This is a genomic window from Microcystis sp. M083S1, assembly GCF_020246405.1.
Classification (GTDB): Bacteria; Cyanobacteriota; Cyanobacteriia; order Cyanobacteriales; family Microcystaceae; genus Microcystis; species Microcystis aeruginosa_C.
This window is the reverse complement of sequence record NZ_JADBTB010000116.1, coordinates 1-23,821: the sequence shown is the minus strand read 5'-3', so window position 1 is coordinate 23,821 and position 23,821 is coordinate 1. Positions and strand designations below refer to the sequence as shown.

Sequence of the window (23,821 nt, the reverse complement as noted above, 5' to 3'; positions counted from 1 at the left end):
GGGTAAGCAACCGCTTAAAAAACCCAGTCATCGCAGGATGAACGCACCTTGAAAACTAGAGTTATGGGGTTCTATAGGGGAATGCTCCTATAGGTAAAAGCTCTAAGCGTCAAGTACCAGAGAAACCAATTATTTTAGAGGTTTTGAACTGTATCCTAGGGCATAGGAAAACAGGCTTCTGTAAGGGAGCGAAAGTCTGAGGAGAGAACCACCTCTGGGTGGGATTTCGCCAGGAATCTAATTCAAGTGGACTCGTTGAGCCAGAAATTCACAGCAGTGATGCTAGAAGAATCCACGTCTGTTTAAGGCGTGGGGTATGTCAAACTAAAAATTGTCTTAATATTCTAACCCTGTTGATCATGAAATCTCGTTATCGGCTGCGTCTTCAGATCTGTCTTGTCTTTCTTATTGTTGCTCTGACGAGTTTGTCTCCTTGGCTAACCCCTAGTGCCTATGCGGGAATCGATGACGACCGCCTCGATGGTAATATTTTTGTGGTCTATGCGGGTAATGGTTCCCTCGTACCACCGCGTTTAAATTTAGCGGAAACTTTTCAACGGAAAATTCCAGCTATAATCGTCTATTATCTGGATGATAGTAGTGATTGTAAGCGATTTGCGGCGATTGTCTCCCGTTTTCAAGAGTTTTACGGTCGCGCCGCCAGTATTATCCCTGTTACTGTCGATTCTATCCCCTTAAAGTCTTCCTATCGTCCCGATGAACCGGGTTACTATTATCGTGGTGGGGTTCCCCAAACGGTGGTTTTAGACCAACAGGGTAAAGTGGTTTATGATGGTTTGGGCAATGTTAAATATGAAGATGTGGATGATGTCTTAAGAAAGGTTTTTGAGCTTCTGCCTCGATCAGAATCGGTAGAGTTAAAAAGACGCTCTTTTAACGAGTTTAACGCTGAATTGCGCTAGTTACCTCCTTTTTATCCTCAATTGAACCAAAAATAATCATTTAGAGATGCTGTCAGCAGCGTCTCTATCTTGTTTTTAGGAACAATAAAATTATTTACTTATTGCTTTTATTATCATTTAAGATTTATTTGAACCGATAAATGCTAGGCAATTCAGATTTTATCTGGAGTAACACTTGAAAAATATTGGCAATAGTGCCAGACTGGAAAAAGTTTGCTAACCTAATTATACTGAGAATAATAATCATTCTTGTAGGTGTGGGAGACAGCAATGAAAATAAAGCAAAATTTCCTAACAGCAGCGATATTACTGGGTTTTTCTGGTCCGGTACTGGCTAATAGTCTCGAAAACCTCTCTAGTAACCCCATGGCACAGGTGACGACGGTGAATCAATTGCGGGATGTTTCTCCCACCGCCTGGGCTTTTGAGGCCTTAAGAAGTCTCGTGGAGAGGTATGGTTGTATAGTAGGTTATCCTGACCGCACTTTTCGCGGTGAACGCGCTTTAACTCGTTGGGAATTTGCCGCCGGGTTGAATGCCTGCTTAAATACCCTAGAAAGATTGATTCAAGAAGGAGTAGCGGTATTAAAAGAAGATCTAGACAAAATCAAGCGATTAGTCAGGGAATTCGAGACAGAATTAGCGGCCTTAGGGGCTAGAGTTGATAACTTAGAAAATCGAGTCGCTTTTCTGGAAAATAATCAATTTTCCACCACTACTAAATTAACCGGGGAAGTGGTGATGGCATTATATGGGGTAGCCACAGGAGAAAAAAACGGTGGTGAAGGGATTCCCCAAGTACCAGCTTTTGGTTATCGGGCCCGTTTAGAATTAAATACTAGCTTCACAGGCAAAGATTTACTCTATACCCGTCTAGCAACGGGAAATATTGCCGATTTAGCCGATACCACGGGAACTTTTGCCAGTACCTTAGCCTTTACCCAACCGGACGGCAACGATTTATTGGTAGAAGTTTTAAACTACAGTTTCCCCGTCACGGAAAATATCCAACTCTGGTTAGAAGCGACGGGAGGTGCTAAAGATGACTTTACCAATACCCTCAACTTTTTGGATGGAGATGGTGCTAGTGGGGCGCTTTCCGCTTTTGGTACTCGCAATCCCCTTTATTTTGCCCCCGGACAAACTGGACTCGGTTTACAGGGTAATTATGGGGCTTTGCAATTCAGCGCCGGTTATCTTGCTGGGGATGCTAACGATCCTAACCCGGGAGCGGGTTTATTTAACGGTTCCTATACTGCCCTAGGGCAGCTGGGTTATGTTCCAAACGATAATTTTGGCATTGCTTTATCCTACTTTCATGGTTATAACCAATTAGACACGGGAACGGGAAGTCAGCGCTCGAATTTCCGATTTTTCACCGAAGAACTATTCGGGGAGGCTGTCCCGACCATTAATAATAGTTTGGGTTTACAATTTAGTTGGCGAATTGTCGATGGTTTTGTCCTCGGTGGTTGGGGTGGTTACACAAAAGCTATCACCCTTAGCACCTTAGATGGACAACTAGAACGCGGGGATTTAGATATCTGGAATTGGGCGGTAACTTTGGCTTTTCCTGATTTATTTAAGGAAGGAAATACGGCCGGTATTATTGTTGGTATGCAGCCCTGGGTATCTAGTTCTAGTATTAGATTAAATGATGGCAGTTCCACTAATGATCCCGATACTTCCTTTCATATCGAAGGATTTTATGAGTGGAAACTTACCGATAATATTGCCCTTACTCCTGGGGTAATCGTGATTACTTCTCCTAACTCAAATAACAACAATTCCACCTTAGTTATCGGTACTATCCGCACGACTTTTACTTTCTGATTTGTCTAGGCAGCCGGTCAGAAATAAAGATAAAGTATGACGGGATTTGACATCATCTCTCGACGACCGGCTGCTGTTCCGACATTCCAAACCCTTAACTATAGCACTTTTCACGTTACTGAGGTATCGACAAGTTTTGCCAACAAAGGGTTCCCTTGCCCATGCCTCATTTTGATGAGGTGCTGCCAGAGCAGCAATGCCGACCCCTAGTTTAGAATGGGTTTGTAGGGGGAACGAAAATACTCAAGAATCTGATGGAAATTGGTAGTGCTAAACAAGTAATGATAAATCCAAAGAGGAATTATAGTGATGGATAAAATACTAGATCCCCCCGATCCGTAGGGGATTTTGGACAATTAGGCATGGCGGAGAGACACTTGATTTTTAGCGACTATTCTATCATCATTACTTCTTGAGGACTACCGTAAAAAGCAAAAAGCGGCTAAGTTTGCCTTTTGCTCCCTCTTATCTATTCCTCTCGATAATTTTCACTCAAATCATGAAAAAACGCTTACAATGGCTAGGTTTAATCATTATCACCCTGATGGGTGTCCTAGCTTTTCGTTCCCCGGCAATTGCCCAAACCCCGCGACATTTTACCGATTTAACTTTTCCTCCCCTTCCTGAAGTTACAGTTCCCCAATACGAACGTTATCAACTAGATAATGGTATGGTGGTTTATTTAGTGGAGGATCGGAGCTTACCTTTAGTGAGTGGTACGGCGATGATTCGGACGGGAGGAAGATTAGAACCGGGGGAAAAAGTCGGATTAGCCGATATTACTGGAACCGTGCTGCGTAGCGGTGGCACGGAAAAACATCCTTCTAATGTCTTAAATCAATTATTAGAACAAAGAGCAGCCCTCGTAGAAACCTCGATCGATCTTAACTCTGGAACTGCTAGTTTTAGCGCTCTTAGTGAAGATTTAGAAGCAGTTTTTAATCTCTTTGCCGAGGTTTTGCGTTCCCCAGCTTTTGAAAGTCAGAGGGTGGAATTAGCTAAAGTTCAGGAAAAAGGAGCGATTGCTCGACGTAATGATGATCCCAGTGATATTGCTAGTCGGGAGTTTAAAAAGCTAGTCTATGGTGATAGTAGCCCCTACGCTCGTACTGTAGAATATAGCACTTTAGCTAATATTGATCGTCAGGATTTAATCGATTTTTATCGTACCTATGTCCGTCCCGACCAAATAATTTTAGGAATTGTCGGTGATTTTGATTCTCAGTCGATGAAAGCATTAATCAATAAGACTTTTAGCGATTGGAAAAATCCCGCAACTGCCCCTAAAATTGTCACCCCTTCGGCAACCCAAAAAAATCTTCAAGGTGTCTTTATTGTCAATCAACCCCAATTAACCCAGAGTAGCGTTTTATTAGGTCATCTTGGTGGTCGTTTGGATAGTCCCGACTATCCCGCTTTAACGGTATTAAATGAGATTTTAAGCGGTTTTGGTGGTCGTTTATTTAATGAAGTACGTTCCCGTCAAGGATTAGCTTATTCTGTCTATGGTATCTGGAATAGTCGTTATGATTATCCCGGTTTATTTATTGCGGGAGGTCAAACTCGCACCGATGCCACCGTACCTTTTATTAAGGCAATTTTAGGCGAAATCGAGCGCCTTCGCAATCAACCCGTTACTGCCAAAGAATTGGAAGATGCTAAAAATGCTATTCTCAATTCTTTTGTTTTTAAGTTTGAGAAACCTGCTCAAAATTTATCGCGATTGATGACCTATGAATACTATGGTTATCCCCAAGATTTTATCTTCCGTTATCAACAAGCGGTAAAAGGGGTGACAATTGCCGATATTCAACGAGTGGCCCAACAATATCTGCAACCGAATCAAATTGTGACTCTAGTAGTGGGTAATGAACAGGAAATTCAACCTCCTTTATCCAGTTTGGGAACTACGGTTAAAACTGTTGATGTCACCATTACACAACTATAAATAAATCTAGGTTGGATGGAGCTAAACTAGGTGAAATCCAACCTAAAAAAATTAGATAAATATAGCACGATAGATGACTTTACAACTCACAATAAATTATCCTGAAAATTTACCCGACTTTCTTCAAAAAACCCGCGAGGAATTCGAGAGAGAAGCAACCTGGGCTATGGTAGTAAAACTCTTTGAGATGAAACGTATTTCGTCCGGTATGGCTGCCAATTTATTAGGAGTGGATAGGGTTAATTTTTTATTGAGATTGACCGATTTTGGCGTAGGGATGATTGACTTGACAGAAGAAGAACTATTATCAGACCTTGAAAATGCCTAAAACTGAAGGTGACGTATTGCTAAATTACAGCCCTTCTCGTAAAAAAAAGTATAACCTAATTTGGTATTGACTCCTGACTGCTGACGACCGACTCCCCAAAACGAAAACTTCCTATCTCACCATTGAGATAACTGCTGTAACTATTTTGAGATAACTAAGGCTATCATTGAGGAAAGTTACTGTTGAGACTCCTGATTAGTTTATTAATTTTTGTGTTAAGTAGCTAGACAATTAAACCCTTTAGAGATAGGGTTATCGTGGCTGATTTGGCTATTATATAGTTTTGTAAATAAATATCAAACTCAAGGATTTTTGAAGATGGTATGTAGCTAAACTGAAAGTATAGATTACAGAGGTAAAAATACTTATGATGCTACTACAAGATGTTGCGAGAACCTCTAGAGAACAAGCATTAATTCTGTGGTTTGAAGAAGTAGACAGCAAAGATGTGGGATTAGTCGGTGGGAAAAACTCCTCATTAGGCGAAATGATCCAACAATTAACCCCGAAAGGGATTAATGTCCCCACAGGATTCGCCACCACCGCTTACGCTTACCGTCACTTTGTCGAAAAAGCCGGACTAGACGCACAATTAAGACAAATTTTCCAAGATTTAGACGAAAACGATGTGCAGAACCTGCAAGAAAAAGGTAAACAAGCACGCACATTAATCCTCAATACACCGTTCCCCGATGATTTAAGTCATGCGATCGCTATTGCCTATCGCCGACTCTGTGAACGTTATGGCGATGATCTCTATCATTCCATCGATGTGGCCGTTCGATCGAGCGCCACCGCCGAAGACTTACCCGAAGCGAGTTTTGCCGGACAACAGGAAACCTATCTCAACGTGCAAGGGGTGAGGGGAGTTTTAGAAGCTTGCCATAAATGTTTTGCCTCTTTATTCACCGATCGCGCTATTTCCTACCGTCATCATAACGGTTTCGATCACTTTTCCGTCGCCCTTTCCGTCGGTGTCCAAAAAATGGTGCGTTCAGATCTAGCCACCTCCGGGGTGATGTTTTCCATCGATACGGAAACAGGGTTCAAAAATGCCACTTTAATCACCGCAGCCTACGGTTTAGGGGAAAATGTCGTGCAAGGAGCCGTTAACCCCGACGAATATCTGGTTTTTAAACCCACTCTTAAAAACGGTTACAAACCCATCCTCGACAAACGCCTCGGCAGTAAAGCCATCAAGATGATCTACGATGATGGAGGATCTCGTCTAACCAAGAATATCCGAGTTAACAAGCTAGAACAGGATCAATTCTGCATTAGTGACCAAGAAATCCTCACTTTAGCCCGTTGGACGACCCAAATCGAGGAACATTACTCGCAAGTGCGCGGAACCTACACCCCCATGGACATCGAATGGGCAAAAGATGGGATCACGGGAGAACTCTTTATCGTTCAGGCCCGTCCAGAAACCGTACAATCACAAAAAGCCGCTAATATCCTTAAATCCTACGAGATTAAGCAAAGAAGTCAAGTTTTAGCAGTGGGAAGGAGTGTAGGTGCGGCAATTGGTCAAGGAAAAGCCAGAGTCATCCTCAGTGTAGATAAAATCAACAACTTTAAACCGGGAGAAGTTCTCGTCACCAATCGCACGGATCCCGACTGGGAACCGATTATGAAACAAGCAAGCGCGATCGTTACTAATCAGGGTGGTCGTACTTGCCATGCCGCTATTATCGCACGAGAAATGGGCATTCCGGCGATCGTGGGTTGCAATAATGCCACGGAAACGATTAAAACCGGTCAGGAAGTCACCGTTTGCTGTGCGGAAGGGGATGAAGGGAAAGTTTACCTCGGATTGCTACCCTTTGAAATTCTCGAAACTCCCCTGGACAATTTGCCCCAAACTCGGACAAAAATCCTCATGAATATCGGTAATCCCGAAAAAGCCTTCGCTTTTGCCGATATTCCTGCCCAAGGGGTCGGTTTAGCCCGTCTAGAGTTTATTATCGCTAACCATATTCAGGCCCACCCCAGTGCCTTGCTGAAATTCCACGAATTGGAAGAAGGAGACGTAAAAGACCAAATCGCCGAATTAACCAAACACTACGAGGATAAACCCCAATTTTTCGTCGATAAATTGGCCCGGGGGATTGCCATGATTGCAGCCGCATTTTACCCCAAAGATGTAATTGTGCGGATGTCCGATTTTAAATCCAATGAATACGCTAATTTATTGGGTGGCAAACCCTTTGAACCCAAGGAAGAAAACCCGATGATCGGTTGGCGCGGCGCTTCCCGTTATACTGATCCTAATTATCGCGAGGCTTTCGCTTTGGAATGTCGGGCGCTGAAAATGGTCCGGGAAGAAATGGGATTAACTAATGTGATTCCGATGATTCCTTTCTGTCGTACCCCCGAAGAAGGGATGAGAGTCCTTGAAGAAATGGCGAAAAATGGTCTCGAACGCGGGGTTGATGGTTTGCAAGTTTATGTGATGTGTGAGTTACCAAGTAATGTAATTCTTGCCGACCAATTTGCTCAGGTGTTTGACGGATTTTCGATCGGTTCTAATGATTTGACCCAATTAACCTTAGGATTAGATCGGGATTCTGCCCTAGTTGCCCATCTTTTTGATGAACGGAATGAGGGAGTTAAACGCATGGTGAAAATGGCCATTGAAACCGCTAAAGTCCATAATCGCAAAATCGGTATCTGTGGTCAAGCCCCCAGTGATTACCCCGAATTCGCTCAATTTTTAGTGGAATTAGGCATCGATTCCATCAGTCTTAATCCTGATTCTGTCCTCAAGACTTTATTGATGGTGGCAGCAGTGGAGCAAGGACAATAGTTTAGTGACAAAGGTGGGCAAGTCCCACCTTTTTTTGTCTTGATATAAGTAATACTAAATCCGTCGAGTATAGGCTACATATCAGGACAGGCACTCAGGCAAAAGGGAGAATAAATAATCAGTTTTTACTAACCAGATTTAGTATTAGATATTGAGGGGTAATTAATTAAAATTCCCAACAGTGATTAGCATCCTTTAACGCGGCTTTTACCGTCGATAATTGACTGAAATTCTCCAATAAATAGAGCAAAATAAGATGGTAATTTCTTCTAAAATTAAGGAAAGTTTTTGATTATCACCAGAGAATAAATATCGATCCACCAGTTGATAACATTCATAGATTTTCAAGAATAATTATTAGTTTTTTAAGAGATGGCGGTACTTTTCTTGGAGATTTTCCGTTGCTTGAGTTAATTTTCCCTTGTCGTCTAAGATGGATAGTTTCATGATTTCCGATGAGGCTTTAATTAAAAGCAGTACCTCCCGAAACTTGGCTGCATCTTCCTCTAGATGAGGATTAAAATTAGCTCGTGACTCCAGTTCGGTTAAACTCTGAATAGCTCTACTATTCAGACTATGAACGAGGTATTGTAACTCCTTAATTCTGCGCTGAACTTGTCCTAAAAAACCCTTACTTTTATCTAACTGAGCTATTTTATTATCCACTTCCTTGGCGTATTCGATAGCTTTAGTTAGGGCCTTTTTCCCTTCTCCTCCTAAGACAAAACCACCAATCATTAAAGCAGGTCCGACGGTAATACCTCCTAAAACCACTGTTCCCAGGGCCATACCACCACCACCGGCAGCTAAAGAACCACCTCCTAACCATGCTAAGGTAGCATTCCAAGCCGCTACCCCACTAAGTCCACTAATTGCTGTTCCTGTACTAGCAGTACCGAAAAGACCAATTAATCCTAGGGTTCCCTGACTGGCTGCCGAAGCGACTCCCACTACTTTTAAACCCCCCACAGCCAAACTTTGCGCGTCTAACACTTCTGCTTTATATTCCTTGAATTGTTCGGCAGAAAATCCCTCAAACCCTTCTAAGAAGCGTTGATGGGATTGGGAAGAATTTTGACCAAGTCTTTGACCTATTCTTTGATCAATTCTGCTAATAAACTTAATAAATCTGCCGATGGTGTTGATTTTGACATTAATTTGCAGTTGACCGTATTCTTCCGCAAATTTTTGGGTAGCTTGAAACTTTTTTTCTAGGGATTTGTTGGCTTTTTTATATCTTTGTTCGGCACTTTTGCCAATTTTTTGCGCCTTTTGTAGCTTGGATACACCATCAGCACCAGCACTAACTCCCACACCAGCAGTAACTAAGGCCGCCGCACCAAGAATAATCGGGATAATAAAGATCATGACCGAAAAGCTCCTAGTTTATTCAGTTTTGTAAAATTCTACCAACATAGTTAAAAAAAAATCAAGGATTGTATCGGTAGAATTACGGCCCTCTTATTCTTTGTGTGATTAGTTTAACTTATATAGAAGCGATCAATCTTTGTGTCCTTTGTGTCTTTGTGGTTCGTTCCACGCACTCGCCAGCAAGACTGTATTTTAGAATAGATTTTACCCACCGAACCCAAGAGAGCCGAATCACTGAATAGCTGATAGCTGGTAGCTGAGGATTTATAACTTGCGTTCGTAACTTAACAAGGTATTTTTTAATAACATTGCCACTGTCATCGGACCGACACCACCCGGTACAGGAGTAAGATAACTAGCTACTTCTAAAACTCCAGCATAGTCCACATCCCCCACCAAACGGTCAGCGACGCGATTAATCCCCACATCCACCACTACCGCACCAGGTTTTACCATATCCGGGGTGATTAAATTCGCTTTACCGACCGCAGGTACTAAAATATCGGCACTTCTGGTTATTTCTGCCAGATTTTCCGTGCGCGAGTGAGCAATAGTTACCGTAGCGTTTTCCTCCAATAACATTAAAGCTAAAGGTTTCCCCACTAGAATGCTGCGACCCAGTACCACCGCGTGCTTACCGGCTATGGGAATATTATATTCTTTCAGCAGTGCCATGACCCCCGCAGGAGTACAACTGCGGATACAGTCCTCACCCCGCACTAAACCGCCTAAATTGAGAGGATGTAAACCATCAGCATCTTTTTTCGGGTCAATTTGGTAGAGAAGGGAAACCGCGTCTAAATGCTTAGGTAAAGGTAATTGAATTAAAATCCCGTCCACCCGCTCATCTTGATTGAGACGGACAATTTCCGCTAAAACTTCTAGTTCATTTGTATCGGTTGGAAAATGACGACCAAAAGAGGCCATACCGATTTTAGTACAAGCTTTCTCCTTATTGCGGACATAAACGGCACTAGCGGGATTATCCCCCACCATCAACACCGCTAACCCCGGAGGTCTTCCCATTGGAGATTTTAGCGTCTGGATGCGCTCTCCTAGACCAAGCTGGATTTTTTGAGCTAAGGCTTTCCCGTCGAGAATTTGGCAAGTAGTTACGGACATTCTATGATAATACCGAGAACAAAAATCTTTCGGATCTATTCTATGGTCAAAAAGATTGGCTAATCGCACTCGTTAAGGTTAAAGCAAGAATGTCTATTCAGACTCGTGTAGGGCGCATCGGCAGTTTATTATTATTGCTAGGGTTATTCGGTTGTAGTACCCTTGCTGACCTCGGTATTGCCGTTCCCTACATCGGTGATCCTCCCCTAACAGCGATCGAGCAATTACAGGAAAAACCAAAAGGTGCTTTAGTTTATCTTAGGGGAACTGTGAGCAATTATGCCCCTTTTTTAGCGGGAGGAGCCTATCTTTTGCAGGATGGTTCGGGCAAGATTTGGATTCGCACCAATAGCAATAAATTACCCCGTCAAGGCGAAGAAATCGTCATTAAGGGCAAAATTGACTTTGAAGTTATTCCCCAGGGTTCCCAAAGCGTTAACGAATTGTATGTGGTGGAATTAGAACAGATGGATGCAGTAGCAGTTAATTCGGTTCCCACTCCTTCCCCGTCCCCAGAAATTAAACCTTCCCCCACCTCAGAAGTTAAACCCCCAGAAAATAATTCTCCCCCAGTCTCCACTAAACCCCTCGAAAATCCCCGACAGGTGACAATTCCCAGCGCAGCTGAAACAAAACCCCCAGCAACTCCCGTCGTTACCCCCGTTAAACCCAATCCCCCCGCGCAACCCGTCGCGGAAGCGATTCCCCCCAAACCCCCCGCAGTGGTTAAACCCATCCCAGATCCCCTCGATGCTTTCTTTTTACCCCATAAACAAAGCGAGAAATAGCTAGGGTTAGGTGTGGGAATTATGAATTATGAATTATGAATTATGAAGTGGGGAGAAAATACAAATAATCTCCTGACAACTGATAACTGACAACTGATAACTGATAACTGATGATATTTGTTGCTTTGGCGATTTTAGAACAGGACGGTCGCTTTTTAATGCAGTTGCGCGACGACATCCCGACGATTCTCTATCCGGGGGTGTGGGGTTTATTTGGTGGTCACTTAGAAGCGGGTGAAAGTCCAGAAATAGGGTTAAAACGAGAGTTAAAAGAAGAAATTAACTACGAAGCCCCTAGTTTACGCTATTTTCGCTCTTATAACGATGATAATCTCTCCCGTTATCTTTATCATGTACCCCTGACCCTGGAATTAAAAAAATTAGTGCAAACGGAAGGGCAAGATTTAGCATTATTACCCCAGGCTGCCATCCGTCAAGGGGAATACTATTCCGAGAAGATTAATCAGACTCGTTCTTTAGGAAAAATTCATCGCCAGATATTACTCGATTTTCTAGAAGTAGAATTATAGTGGATATTAGAGCCAGACAAGGAACTCCCCTATCTATACGAAAGTCGTAGTTAACACCGCTCCTCACCTCCCTCGAAGGCAAAATGCTCCCGCTTTTTGAATGGCTTTATCTAAACGTCAATCTTATTTTGGCTTTGTCTTTATGAACCAGTCGCGTCCCTCGTTCGTTTCCGTGCAGAAACTCCTATCTGGAGGTGCGATCGCTACCCTAGCAGTTAGTTCCCTGATGGTCTTTACCCCCGCAGCCAAAGGGGAAAAACCCTTAGAAGATAACCCGAAAGCGGTCATCGACCAGGTTTGGCAAATTGTTAATAATGAATTTGTAGATCGTAGTTTTCATCAAATTGATTGGCAAAAAAAACGTCAAGAATTGTTAAGCAGAAATTATACTAATCCCCAACAAGCTTACACGGCAATCCGGGAAGCTTTAAAGGAATTGGGTGATACTTATACCCGTTTTTTAACTCCTAGGGAATTTTCTGTCCTCACCAGTCAAACTTCTGGAGAATTATCGGGAATTGGGGTACGTTTAGCTCTCGATAAACGCACTAGCGATCTGGTCGTTGTCGATACGGTGAAAAAATCCCCCGCCAAGGAAGCGGGAGTGAAAAGCGGCGATCGCCTGATCAGAATTAACGGCAAACCCACCGCTTTAATGACCTTAGAACAGGCAATGGAAGCACTACAGGGAGAAGTGGGTACTAGCGTTAGTTTACAGCTTGCCCGTCCCGATCAAGGGGTATTTGAAGTGACTTTGACCCGGGTAGATATCGAAATTCCCTCGGTTAGCTATACCCTTAAACAGGAAGGTGGGGTGAAAGTTGGTTATATCAAACTGGATGAATTTAGTTCCCACGCAGCCGAACAAATGAAACAGGCGATCGAGGAATTAAGTCAACAACAGGTATCCGGCTATGTTCTCGATCTGCGGGGCAACCCCGGCGGGTTACTATTTGCTAGTGTCGATATCGCTCGTATGTGGATGAAACAGGGCAAAATCGTTAGCACCATCGATCGACGGGGCGGAGATCGCCAATTTATCGCCAATAACACCGCTATTACCGATTTACCCCTAGTAGTCTTGGTTAATAAAGGTTCCGCCAGCGCCAGCGAAATCCTCGCCGGAGCACTAAAAGAAAATGGCCGGGCGACTTTAGTAGGTACATCGACTTATGGCAAGAGTACCGTCCAATCGGTACACACCCTTTCCGATGGTTCTGGTTTAGCGGTGACAATTGCCCGTTATTATCCCCCCAACGGCGAAAATATCTACAAAAAAGGCATTAAACCCGATGTGCAGATCGAGTTAACCCAGGAACAACAGCTGCGCTTCCGCGATGATCCTTCTTTGCTGGGAACTAAGGATGATCCCCAGTACCAACAGGCGATCTCACTCCTACAATCCCATAATGTTAAACGTCCCGGCACTAGCAATCTCAATAACCCTTTGAGTAGTCGGGCCGAATAATCGTCCTAGAAAATCTGGGGAAACGGCGACTGTCTCGGCGAAATGGCGATTCTAGAACGGCCTTTAAAGCATTTAACAGCGCTCTCTCTCGCTCCCGTGCAGTTGCTCGTGATTCCCGCCCAAAGATTTCTGCAGCTACAAATTATGCACCTAAGCATAAGACGCAGTATAAAACTGTATCTTAGATTACAAATGCTCGATTATTCGCCAAAAAGTAACCTGATCAAAACCTCACACCCTGCTCTATAATTCCCGACGACCTTCTAAAGCTCTCGCTAAGGTTACTTCATCAGCGTATTCCAGATCGCCGCCCATGGGCAACCCAAAAGCGATACGGGTAACTTTAGTGAAGGGTTTTAGTAAACCCCCGATATACAAAGTCGTGGTTTCCCCCTCGACACTGGGACTGATAGCTAAGATAACTTCCTGAATTTTTTTCTGGCTGACTCTGGTGACTAAAGACTGTATATTTAATTGATCCGGTCCAATGCCATCCATAGGTGAGATAACACCCCCTAAAACGTGATATTTGCCCGAATATTCCCTAGTTTTCTCCAAAGCAATCACATCTCTGGAGTCAGCTACCACACAGATAGTCCCCGTTTCTCGGTTGGGATTGCGGCAAATTTCACAAATCGGTTCGGCCGAAAGATGGAAACAAACCTGACATAATCCTACTTGTTTTTTCGCTGCTACGATCGCCTGGGCCAATTCGAGCGCATCTTGTTCCGGTCGTTTGAGAATATACAGGGCCAAACGTTGGGCGCTTTTGGGTCCGACTCCGGGTAATTTTTGTAACTGCTCGATCAAACGAGCTAAAGGCGGTGTATAAATAGCAGTTAATCCTCTTATCAGTTATCAGTTATCAGTTATCAGTGGGTAAGTTATCAGTTATCAGATTTGAGTTTTCAAGTGAGCAGTGTTAAATAGAAGTTTCCTACTGTCTTTTCACTGATTACTGGTCACTGCTCACTGATTAAGACCTTTTTGGTAAACGGACATCGATAACACTGGTGTTGAAATTATAATTATCTCCTTCTAACTCGATTAAAGTGCCAATTTTCACCTTTTGACCGCCAACAACCGCACCAGTATCAGTAACTTCCGCTTGACCACTGAGAGTCATGATCATATCTTGAGAATAGTTTTCCGTGCGGGGGTCAGGTAGGACTTTCACACTACCATCCGGCTGCGGAACTAAGACATTTCTCGATAAAGGTTTAACATTTTTTATATCCACTTGACCGGCCGGTTGATTACGAATAACAATATTAGTTTTCTTCTCGGTATTGAATTGATTAATCAAAGCATTGGGATTGAGAACACTTAAACCCCGGACAATAACATCCACTTCTATGGGTTCTTTGGTAACTTGAGCGATCGTACTTTTACCACTCGTCCCCGGGACAACAAAAATACCGATAATTGTCAATAAAATTACTAAGGCCGCTCCGATATCAAGCAAGCTAAATTTACCGAATAAACGTCCTTTTGAGTCTAATAAATTCATAAGCGGTTCACTATAAAATTTTTGGGAGAAGGGAACAGGGGAACGGGGTGATGGGTAGGGTTGATTCATGAATCAACCCTACTATGAATCAACCCTAGGGTGATGGGGGATGGGGAGAAAATACAAATAATCTCCTATCTCCTGCCGACCGCCTCCTGTCTCCGTTCGGCTGATCTCACGGCCGAAGCCTGTCTCCTGAATCCTGCCTCCTAAGGGCTAATAGATTCTATCACGATCGGAATCTTGGTCGCGGACAGGAAGTCTGACTTAAGATAGAAGATCGGAGTCTCACACGGAGCGATCGATAGACAATGGCGGGTAAAACTCAACTTAAGAAACAGGAAAAGCAATTATCTCCAGTGGATCTGACCCCTTCTGACGGTAACAACCTCGAAAAAGTTGCCCCCGTTAAACATTGGTCGATCGAAGATAGCGAAAATCTCTATCGCATCCAAGGCTGGGGAGAACCCTATTTCTCGATCAATGCCGCAGGAAATATTACCGTCTCGCCCCAGGGAGAAAGGGGCGGTTCTTTGGACTTATACGAGTTAGTTTCGGCGATTAAGCGGCGGAATATCGGTTTACCCCTGTTGATTCGGTTTAGTGACATCCTTGAGGATCGGATCGAGCGCCTGAATGCCTGTTTTAGCCGAGCGATCGCCCGTTATAATTATGCCAACGTCTATCGCGGTGTCTATCCGATCAAGTGCAATCAACACCGTCACATCGTCGAGTCTTTAGTTCGTTTTGGCAAACCCTATCAATTTGGGCTGGAGGCTGGTTCAAAACCTGAGCTAATGATTGCTTTAGCGACCCTAGAACCTGCCTTAAACGGCAAAAATGACAAAACACAACCATTGCTAATTTGTAATGGCTATAAGGACAAAGAATACCTAGAAACTGCCCTGTTGACCACTCGTCTCGGTCATCGGCCTTTGATTGTCATCGAACAATTGGAAGAATTATATTTAACCCTGCGCGTCAGTCGTCAGTTAGGAATTGCCCCTCATTTGGGAGTGCGCGCGAAACTGGGGACAAAAGGGGTGGGCCGTTGGGGATGTTCCACGGGAGACCGGGCAAAATTCGGTTTAACCGTCCCGGAAATCTTAACGGTGGTGACGGAATTAGAACAAGCGGGGATGTTAGATTGTCTGCAACTGCTGCACTATCATATCGGGTCGCAAATCTCCGCTATTGGCGTTATTAAGGATGCCATTCGCGAAGCTAGTCAGATTTATGTGGAATTAGCGAAATTAGGGGCAAATATGACCTATCTCGATGTGGGGGGTGGTTTAGGGGTCGATTACGATGGCTCAAAAACTAACTTCTACGCCTCAAAAAACTACAATATGCAGAATTATGCCAATGATATCGTGGCTGAGGTCAAGGAAGCTTGTGAAGATGCCCAGATTTCATCCCCAATTCTCATCAGTGAAAGTGGACGGGCGATCGCTTCTCATCAATCGGTGTTAGTCTTTGATATCCTGGGTAGTAGCGAGGTTCCCCAAAATCCCCCCGATCCCTGCAATGGGAAAGAACACCTCATCCTCCGTAATCTCTGGGAAACCTACACGGGTATCGATGAGCGCAATTATCAGGAAGCTTATCACGATGCGGGACAGTTCAAAGAGGAGGCGATTAGTCTGTTTAATTTCGGTTATCTCAGTCTCAAGGAACGAGCTAGAGCCGAACAATTGTACTGGGCTTGTTGTCACAAAATTCTGCAAGTGGCCCGACAACAGGATTATGTTCCCGATGACTTGGAAGACTTAGAGCAAATTATGGCCTCAATTTATTATGCCAATCTCTCGGTTTTTCAGTCAGTTCCCGATAGTTGGGCGATCGATCAACTATTTCCAATTATGCCGATCCATCGTCTCGATCGAGAGCCTACCCAAAGAGGCATTCTCGCAGATTTAACCTGTGATAGTGACGGGAAAATTGCCCAGTTTATCGATTTGCGCGGGGACGTAAAATCCGTTTTAGAATTGCATCCGTTGGAGTACAAAAACGGTAAACATTCTCCAGAACCCTATTATCTAGGAATGTTTCTGGTGGGTGCTTATCAAGAGATTATGGGCAATTTACATAATCTTTTTGGCGATACTAACGTGGTACATATTCAGATGAGTCCCAAGGGATACGATATCGAGTATCTAGTCAAAGGAGATACGATCACGGAAGTATTAGGTTATGTGCAGTATTCTGCGGAAGACCTGTTAGAAAGAATTCGTCTTCGTTGTGAACAAGCTTTGCAGGAAAATCGCATGACTGTGGAAGAATCCCAATTACTCCTACAGGATTATGAACGCAGTTTGCGGCGTTATACCTATCTAGTGGGTGGGGATTGATGATTGCTCTTGCAGATCGAGTAATCGATCGAGGATGATAGAAAATAGACAAAATAGACAAAATAGATAGGCAGTAAAGGAAAACAGTGGAAAAGGGAACGCTGGTAGAATTTCGAGTGCAAGGAGAAAGGCGCTTAGGGGTGATCGATCGCCCAGAAGGGAAAAAAGATTGGATCGTCATCGATCAAGGGGGAAACCCGCATAAACTGCGTCCCCAACGCTTCGATTACATTATCAAAGCAGGTCCATCCAACTATAAAGAGATTGGCAATTTTCTGCGGGAAGTCCAACCCTATCTAGATCCTAGTGGTTTAGAAGTGGCCTGGGAATTATTGGCCGGGGAAAATCAGTTAGTCACTCCCGAAACCATGGCCGAGATCCTCTTTTCCGATCGCGGTCCACAGTTTTGCTATGCGGCCCATTGTCTCTTGAGTGATGATAAAGTTTATTTTAAAAATAAAGGGGATGGTTACGAGGCCCGATCGGAAAATCAGGTAGAGGAAATCAAACACCAGCTAGAGGTGGAACAACAGCGTCAACGGGAAAAAAGCCAATTTCTCCAACGTCTCCAACAGGCCCTGGCCGGTGAAACGGTAGAATGGTCAGAAAGCGATCGAATTCGTCTGGAATCTCTAGAAAAATTTATCCTCCAACCCGAACAAAAATATCCAGCAGCCATGGACATACTCTCGCTGCTGGGCCGTTCCCAAACCCCCGAGGCTGCTTTTGAATTGTTAGTCGATTTGAAATGGTGGAGTAGTCACGAAAACCTTTTCCTGCGACGCAGTTCCTACCCCGTTCAATTCTCGAAAAAGGTACTTGATGTGGCGCGTCTTAATTTACTCAATCCCCCTGCGGATGCGGATGTCAACAATCGTCTCGATTTAACCCACCAAAAAATTTATACCATCGACGATGAAAGTACCGAGGAAATCGATGACGGACTATCGGTAGAAATTCTCGCGGATGGTGGTCATCGTCTCTGGATTCATATTGCCGATCCTAGCCGTTTAGTGCTTCCCGATGATGAATTAGACCTAGAAGCGCGTCGTCGCAGTACCAGTCTCTATCTTCCCACGGGAATGGTTCCCATGTTTCCCCTAGAGTTGGCCGCCGGTCCAATGAGTTTGGTACAGGGTAAACTTTGTCCCGCATTGAGTTTTGGGGTAATCCTCGATGAAACAGGGGCGATCGCCGATTATCGCATCCATCCTAGTACAATTAAACCTACCTATCGCCTCACCTACGAAGATGTGGATGAAATGTTACATCTGGATCTGCAGCATGAACCGGAAGTGAAGATTCTCAACCGTTGGGCAAAACAACGCCACGCCTGGCGCAAATCTCAGGGATCGATTAACATCCAAATGCCAGAATCATCGATTAAGGTGAAGGATAACGACGAAATTATCGTAGAATTGCAGGAAGTTTCTCCATCTCGGCAATTAGTGGCGGAAATGATGATTTTAGCCGGAGAAATCGCCGGTCGCTACTGTCAGGAACACGAGATCCCCGTGCCTTTCCGCGGACAACCACAACCGGAATTACCCCCCGATGAGGAGTTAATTTTACTACCTGCGGGCCCTGTGCGTTCCTGTGCCTTGCGTCGCTGTATGCCGCGCAGTGAGATGACGACGATTCCTAACCGTCATGCTAGTCTGGGATTGAATACCTATTCCCAAGTAACTTCGCCAATTCGCCGTTATACTGACCTTTTGACCCATTTTCAACTAAAAGCCCATCTCCGGGGCGATAAACTGCCTTTTACCCGGGATAGAATGCAGGAAATTCTCTATAGTGTCGCTAGTTCGGCCCTGGAAGCCACCTCGGTGGAACGACAAACTAATCGTTATTGGAGTTTGGAATTTCTGCGACGACAGGGAGATCAAGTCTGGCAAGCTTTGGTGTTGCGCTGGCTGCGGGAAGAGGAAAATTTAGGCTTGATTTTATTGGAGGAATTGGGGTTAGAATTACCCCATCGTTTTGAGCGCTCGGTATCTTTAGGCGATCGCTTTCAAGTACAAGTTAGTCGCTCTGATCCCCACCGCGATGAGATCCGTTTTCGCGAGTTATCGGGTTTTGTCTCCTCCCAAGCAAGTTAATCTGTCAGGCAAAAAGGAGTCACTTATCAGTGATCAGTTATCAGATGTGAGTTTTTAGTTATCCCTCGATTCCTGAATTGTGACGCTCCTTCAGAGGTTATCTGTTGGTGTCCATAATGTAGAGCTTGATTGTACTTTGATGTAGTGTTTTGCAGGTGCTGAAAAGGGAGCATTATCAAAAGAGATCTGCTAGAATTAAAGTGTTTGTTGCCAAGCGATAGTTCCATAGATGGGTTAGAAATGGTTGATTTTAAGAAGAAGTTGGGTTTGAAATCAATTGAGAAAAAAGTAGATCCCGTTGAAATTTATGATGAGCTAGACAGAAGGAGCGAGACTGGTCCTTTGCGTCCAGTGCAAAGAGAAATTCTAACGAACTGGTGGTTGAATCGTAAAGACGATAAAGATTTAGCTTTAAAGTTGCATACTGGGCAAGGTAAAACTTTGATTGGTTTGTTGATCCTTCAATCTAAACTGAATCAAAAGAAAGGTCCCTGTCTATATGTGTGTCCCAACAAATACTTGGTGAAACAAACTTGCCAAGAAGCAGAAAAATTTGGCATTGGATATGTAACTATTGATAGCAGCAATTCTCTGCCTGATCAATTTCTAAACTCAGAGAAGATATTAATCACGCACGTTCAGAAAGTTTTCAACGGGAAGTCAGTTTTCGGAATTGGCGGAAAATTCACTAAAGTAAACACGATTATTTTAGACGACTCACACGCCTGTATAGATTTCATAAACGAATCCTTTAAAATAAAAGTAAACAATTCTCATCATCTCTATCAACGTTTGTTTCAACTGTTTGAAGACGATCTAAGAGAGCAAGGTGAAGGCAGTTTTTTTGAGATAAAGAATGGCGAAAGCACAACTTTTTTGCCAGTTCCTTATTGGAATTGGCAAGATAAAAAGTCAGAAGTTATACAAATTATTATTGAATATACAAGTGATACAAAAGTAATGTTCACTTGGGATTTAATCAAAGACAGTATTGATAATTGTCAATGCTTTTTTAGTGGCAAAGAATTAGAAATTTCAACTTATTTTAGTCCAGTTAACCAGTTTTCTACTTTTAGCAAGGCTGAACATAGAATCTTGATGTCAGCAACTACACAAAATGATTCTTTCTTTCTAAAAGGTCTTGGATTAAACGTTCAAGCTATAACTAATCCGCTTACTCCAGAGCAAGAGAAGTGGTCAGGTGAAAAAATGATCTTGATTCCCTCACTCATCCATGAGGAGTTGAATAGAGATTCCATTATTGTCAGATTTTCTAAACCAAGCCCTAGTCGAAAAGCAGGCTTGGTAGCAATTACCTCTAGCTTCAATAAAGCAAAGGTGTATCAGAATCAAGGCTCTGTAGTTGTCAAAAGTGAAAATATCTTTGAAGAGGTCAGTAAGCTTAAATCAGGTGAATATAGCAATACAGTAGTAGTTGTCAATCGCTACGACGGAATAGATCTTCCAGATGATTCTTGTAGGCTCCTCATTATTGACTCTATGCCATATTCGGAGTCATTAACCGAGAGGTACGAAGAAGAATGTAGATCGAATAGCGACTTAACCAATATTAGGGCTGCTCAGAAGATAGAACAAGGTCTTGGCAGGAGTGTAAGAGGCGAGAAGGACTACAGTGTTATTCTCATCATCGGAGATGATCTTGTAAAATTCCTTAAAAGTTCTAGCTCAAATAGATTTTTTTCATCTCAAACAAGGAAACAGATAGAGATTGGGCTAGAAGTCTCTGAAATGGCAAAGGAAGAAGATCTAAAAAACGGTAATGCTTATACAAAAGTAATACTTGAATTGATCAACCAGTGTCTAAAAAGAGACGATGGATGGAAAGAGTTTTATAAAGAGAAAATGGATGCGAACATTAACAGTAGTCCATCTTCTACAGGTAAGATACTGGAAATTCTAGAATTGGAAAGAAAGGCTGAGGAAAGCTTTGTCCAAAATGATCCTGAAAGTGCAATCAACCATGTGCAAAAAATAATTGACTTGTACTGTACTGAAGATCAAGCAGAGAAGGGTTGGTATTTGCAGACCCTTGCTCGATTCAAGTATAAGATCAGCAAGGTGGATTCTAATAATACTCAACAAAGTGCTTTCAAAAATAATTCTCAGCTTCTGAAACCTAGAGAAGGTATTAATTATAAGAAATTAAGCTATATAAGCGAAAATAGAATAAAACGAATTCGAGATTGGATTTCTTCGCATGAAAATTATCAAGAGCTTTCAATGGATGTAAATGAGATACTTGAAAATTTAAGTTTTGGACAGCCTTCAGAAAAATTTGAAAAAGCACTTCAAGATTTAGGCTATGCGATCGGTTTTTTAAGTCAAAGACCGGATAAGGAGTTTAAAAAAGGCTCTGACAATCTTTGGTGTGTCTCAAATGATGAATATTTCATGTTTGAATGTAAGAGCGAAGTCGAGGATTCACGCAGTGAGATAAATAAAACTGAAACTGGACAAATGAATAATCACTGTGCATGGTTTGAACAAGAATATAAGACAGATAAAGTAAAAAGAATTCTCATCATTCCTACAAAAAATGTTTCAAAACAAGGAAGTTTTACCCATGAAGTTGAAATCATGAGAAAAGGAACACTTAAATCCTTGAGAGATAGGGTCAAGTCCTTTTTCAAGGAGTTTAAAGACTATTCTCTCACTGAAATTAGTGACTCCAAGATGCAGGAACTATTGGTTTTCCATAAACTTGATGTTGAATCCTTGAAAAAAGAATACTCTGAAAAGTATTTTCAAAAAAAGTAGAAGAATAGACCTCTTGCATAATTTTTTTATGGTGTAATAGAGGGTTTGGCTTTTTTCTCAATTTTTAGATGGAAGTGGAAAAAATAATAAAATGTGATCTCATGGTTTAGGGTTCTTGTCCCCCTGTCAGATTGGTATGTTAAAATGAGGTGAAATAATATCAATGCGTGGAGTCATTCTCTGATATGAGTAAATATTCTAATTTTGACCCAACTCATTTTGTTGTCGAACCCGAAGAAACTGAACAAATAACCCAATTAAATCAGCTGCTTAATAGAGAAATACCGACGAGACTCGTAACTGAACAGGGAGAAAATGTCCATATTCCCGAATCGGTTTTAATGGTACTTCGTTACAGTGTAGCTGCCTTAGCATCGGGACAGGTAATTCAGTTAAATGTTACCCCTCAGGATTTAACTATAGAAGAAGCGGCTAACTTGTTAAATGTTTCTAACTCTTATCTAATAAAATTACTAGAACAGAGGCAAATTTTATCGACTAATGTAGGCAGTGATAGACGGATAAAACGAGAAGATTTGCTAATATATAAAGAGAGAAAATATCGAGAAAGAGAACAAATTTTAAATAACCTTGTGGCTATGACTGAAGCGGAAGGACTATACAGAAAAGATGAGGAATTAAACCTAGATGACAGCAGAGCCTAGGGTTGTTTTAGATGCTTGTGTTCTTATTCCTCAGTATTTACGCGATACTTTATTATCAATTGCTTGGCGAGGTTTATACTCCCCTTACTGGTCGAAATTAATTTTAGAAGAAACAACTCGCAATCTGATTAATCGATATAATATAACTTCAATAAAAGCCCTTAATTTAGTGGAGACAATGAAAGCAGCCTTTCCCGAAGCCATGGTTGAAGTGCCATCTGGTTTAATTGAGTTAATGACAAATGACTTAAAAGACCGTCATGTTCTAGCAACTGCTGTTATGGCTAAAGCTAATCTAATTTTAACTAATAATCTTCCCGATTTTTCACTGTCAGCTTTAGAAATTTGGGGTATAAAGGCTCAATCTCCTGATACTTTTTTAAGTCATTTGTTCGATGAATATCCCGAAGAAATTAAATTCAGTCTAAATCGGCAGGTCGAGAAATATAAAAATCCTCAAAAATCTCTAGCTGAATTACTAGAGTTTTTAGATAAAAAAGCTAATTTATCTAATTTTTGTCAAAAGATAACTAAAATTCTTTGATATAACTGAACTTCTCCAGTGTAAATGTACTAGCTATCTAAACATGGCTACAGAGGGAATCGCTTACTCTAGAGATTGATGACACTATCTGTTACGATCAAGTTAGCGATCGCTATACAGCCAACTCTACAGAATCGCTCTACTCCAGATACAGTCAACGGTAAAGCCATTTTCAAGCGAAAAATGTACCCAGTAGCCTCTTTTCAATTTTTTTTAGTATGTCTGTATGGGGGAAGTCCAGACATATCTATCATTAAATTTCGGTTTCAGCAGCTTCTCGTAAACGGCTAATTGTACTTTTCGCCTCTTTGAGTAGGTCATGCCAATCATCTGGAGGATGACTGGTCTCCAGCATTTGGCTCTCCTAGGTTTGGTGGGTAAAATGTATTCTAAGATACATTTCTCCTAGCGAGGGGGTGGAACGAACCACAAAGACACAAAGGACACAAAGATCGATCGATCCTATGTAAGTTAAACCGATCACACAGAACCTAGAAGAGCCAGCATTTTCCTAAAGACTCTATAAGCGTCTGTACTACTCTCATAAGCTCGCTTAGAGTTTTCATCATTGACCCAAGCGAGGAGAATTATTTTACTCTCTTGATGATATCGAAAAAACAGTCGATACTGCTGAAAAAACTTGGCTCTAAACCAGTGTTTGTAATCGTCTCCAAGCGTAGTTCCCAGTCGATACTCACTGCGAGTTGGGTCTTGAGGAATAGTATCAAAGGCTAACTTTGCTATGGCAGCT

18 protein-coding genes are annotated in these 23,821 nt (G+C 42.5%); 13 read left to right on the top strand and 5 right to left on the bottom strand.

The window, feature by feature from the left end:
• The first annotated feature begins 359 nt into the window (after positions 1–359).
• The 5 genes from IM450_RS12165 to ppsA all read left to right on the top strand — a co-directional run bounded on the left by IM450_RS12165 (position 360) and on the right by ppsA (position 7,841).
• Positions 360–923, top strand: coding sequence for a thylakoid membrane photosystem I accumulation factor (locus IM450_RS12165; protein ID WP_287670851.1), 564 nt, complete (start codon positions 360–362; stop codon positions 921–923).
• A gap of 270 nt (positions 924–1,193) precedes the next feature.
• The gene (locus IM450_RS12160; protein WP_287670853.1) at positions 1,194–2,756 is read left to right on the top strand and encodes an iron uptake porin; all 1,563 of its coding nucleotides are present in this window, start codon (positions 1,194–1,196) and stop codon (positions 2,754–2,756) included.
• A 499-nt stretch (positions 2,757–3,255) separates the two neighbouring features.
• Complete coding sequence (locus IM450_RS12155; RefSeq protein ID WP_287670855.1) at positions 3,256–4,704, top strand: M16 family metallopeptidase; 1,449 nt, start codon at positions 3,256–3,258, stop codon at positions 4,702–4,704.
• 73 nt (positions 4,705–4,777) lie between these two features.
• Complete coding sequence (locus IM450_RS12150) at positions 4,778–5,032, top strand: UPF0175 family protein (RefSeq protein ID WP_002788303.1); 255 nt, start codon at positions 4,778–4,780, stop codon at positions 5,030–5,032.
• 367 nt (positions 5,033–5,399) lie between these two features.
• Positions 5,400–7,841, top strand: coding sequence for a phosphoenolpyruvate synthase (gene ppsA, locus IM450_RS12145; RefSeq protein WP_287670857.1), 2,442 nt, complete (start codon positions 5,400–5,402; stop codon positions 7,839–7,841).
• A gap of 357 nt (positions 7,842–8,198) precedes the next feature.
• On the opposite strand, the gene IM450_RS12140 is transcribed toward ppsA, so the two are convergent.
• Together IM450_RS12140 and folD are read right to left on the bottom strand one after the other, a co-directional pair.
• Positions 8,199–9,209, bottom strand: coding sequence for a hypothetical protein (locus IM450_RS12140; RefSeq protein ID WP_287670859.1), 1,011 nt, complete (start codon positions 9,207–9,209; stop codon positions 8,199–8,201).
• 267 nt (positions 9,210–9,476) lie between these two features.
• Positions 9,477–10,334: a bifunctional methylenetetrahydrofolate dehydrogenase/methenyltetrahydrofolate cyclohydrolase FolD gene (gene folD / locus IM450_RS12135; RefSeq protein ID WP_287231891.1), complete on the bottom strand. Its 858-nt coding sequence runs from the start codon at positions 10,332–10,334 to the stop codon at positions 9,477–9,479.
• Between the two features lie 89 nt (positions 10,335–10,423).
• On the opposite strand from folD, the gene IM450_RS12130 reads away from it, so the two are divergent.
• The 3 genes from IM450_RS12130 (at position 10,424) to ctpB (ending at position 13,120) form a co-directional block, all read left to right on the top strand.
• Positions 10,424–11,122 carry a hypothetical protein gene (locus IM450_RS12130; protein WP_004268899.1) on the top strand — a complete coding sequence of 233 codons (699 nt, stop codon included), beginning with the start codon at positions 10,424–10,426 and terminating at the stop codon, positions 11,120–11,122.
• Between the two features lie 110 nt (positions 11,123–11,232).
• Positions 11,233–11,652, top strand: a complete 420-nt coding sequence (locus tag IM450_RS12125; RefSeq protein WP_004268900.1) for an NUDIX hydrolase — start codon at positions 11,233–11,235, stop codon at positions 11,650–11,652.
• 142 nt (positions 11,653–11,794) lie between these two features.
• The gene (gene ctpB, locus IM450_RS12120) at positions 11,795–13,120 is read left to right on the top strand and encodes a carboxyl-terminal processing protease CtpB (protein WP_353736996.1); all 1,326 of its coding nucleotides are present in this window, start codon (positions 11,795–11,797) and stop codon (positions 13,118–13,120) included.
• Positions 13,121–13,363: 243 nt separating this feature from the next.
• On the opposite strand, the gene recR is transcribed toward ctpB, so the two are convergent.
• Positions 13,364–13,954 (bottom strand): recombination mediator RecR, encoded by a 591-nt coding sequence (gene recR / locus IM450_RS12115; protein ID WP_071839459.1) that lies wholly within the window; start codon positions 13,952–13,954, stop codon positions 13,364–13,366.
• A 142-nt stretch (positions 13,955–14,096) separates the two neighbouring features.
• The gene (locus IM450_RS12110; RefSeq protein ID WP_008200075.1) at positions 14,097–14,630 is read right to left on the bottom strand and encodes a DUF4330 domain-containing protein; all 534 of its coding nucleotides are present in this window, start codon (positions 14,628–14,630) and stop codon (positions 14,097–14,099) included.
• A gap of 311 nt (positions 14,631–14,941) precedes the next feature.
• Here IM450_RS12110 and speA point away from each other — a divergent pair, with 311 nt between their 5' ends.
• The 5 genes from speA (at position 14,942) to IM450_RS12085 (ending at position 23,070) form a co-directional block, all read left to right on the top strand.
• Positions 14,942–16,981: a biosynthetic arginine decarboxylase gene (speA, locus tag IM450_RS12105; protein WP_287670864.1), complete on the top strand. Its 2,040-nt coding sequence runs from the start codon at positions 14,942–14,944 to the stop codon at positions 16,979–16,981.
• An 86-nt stretch (positions 16,982–17,067) separates the two neighbouring features.
• Complete coding sequence (locus IM450_RS12100; RefSeq protein ID WP_287670866.1) at positions 17,068–19,083, top strand: ribonuclease catalytic domain-containing protein; 2,016 nt, start codon at positions 17,068–17,070, stop codon at positions 19,081–19,083.
• A 204-nt stretch (positions 19,084–19,287) separates the two neighbouring features.
• On the top strand, positions 19,288–21,861 hold the full coding sequence (locus tag IM450_RS12095; RefSeq protein WP_287670868.1) for a DEAD/DEAH box helicase: 2,574 nt from the start codon (positions 19,288–19,290) through the stop codon (positions 21,859–21,861).
• Positions 21,862–22,046: 185 nt separating this feature from the next.
• Positions 22,047–22,526, top strand: coding sequence for an excisionase family DNA-binding protein (locus tag IM450_RS12090; RefSeq protein WP_287670870.1), 480 nt, complete (start codon positions 22,047–22,049; stop codon positions 22,524–22,526).
• The gene (locus tag IM450_RS12085; RefSeq protein ID WP_287670872.1) at positions 22,510–23,070 is read left to right on the top strand and encodes a PIN domain-containing protein; all 561 of its coding nucleotides are present in this window, start codon (positions 22,510–22,512) and stop codon (positions 23,068–23,070) included. The genes IM450_RS12090 and IM450_RS12085 overlap by 17 nt, the downstream gene beginning before the upstream one ends.
• A 480-nt stretch (positions 23,071–23,550) precedes the next feature.
• Here IM450_RS12085 and IM450_RS12080 read toward each other — a convergent pair.
• Positions 23,551–23,821 (bottom strand): type II toxin-antitoxin system YhaV family toxin (locus IM450_RS12080; RefSeq protein ID WP_287720628.1); only part of this gene is annotated, 271 nt, incomplete at its 5' end.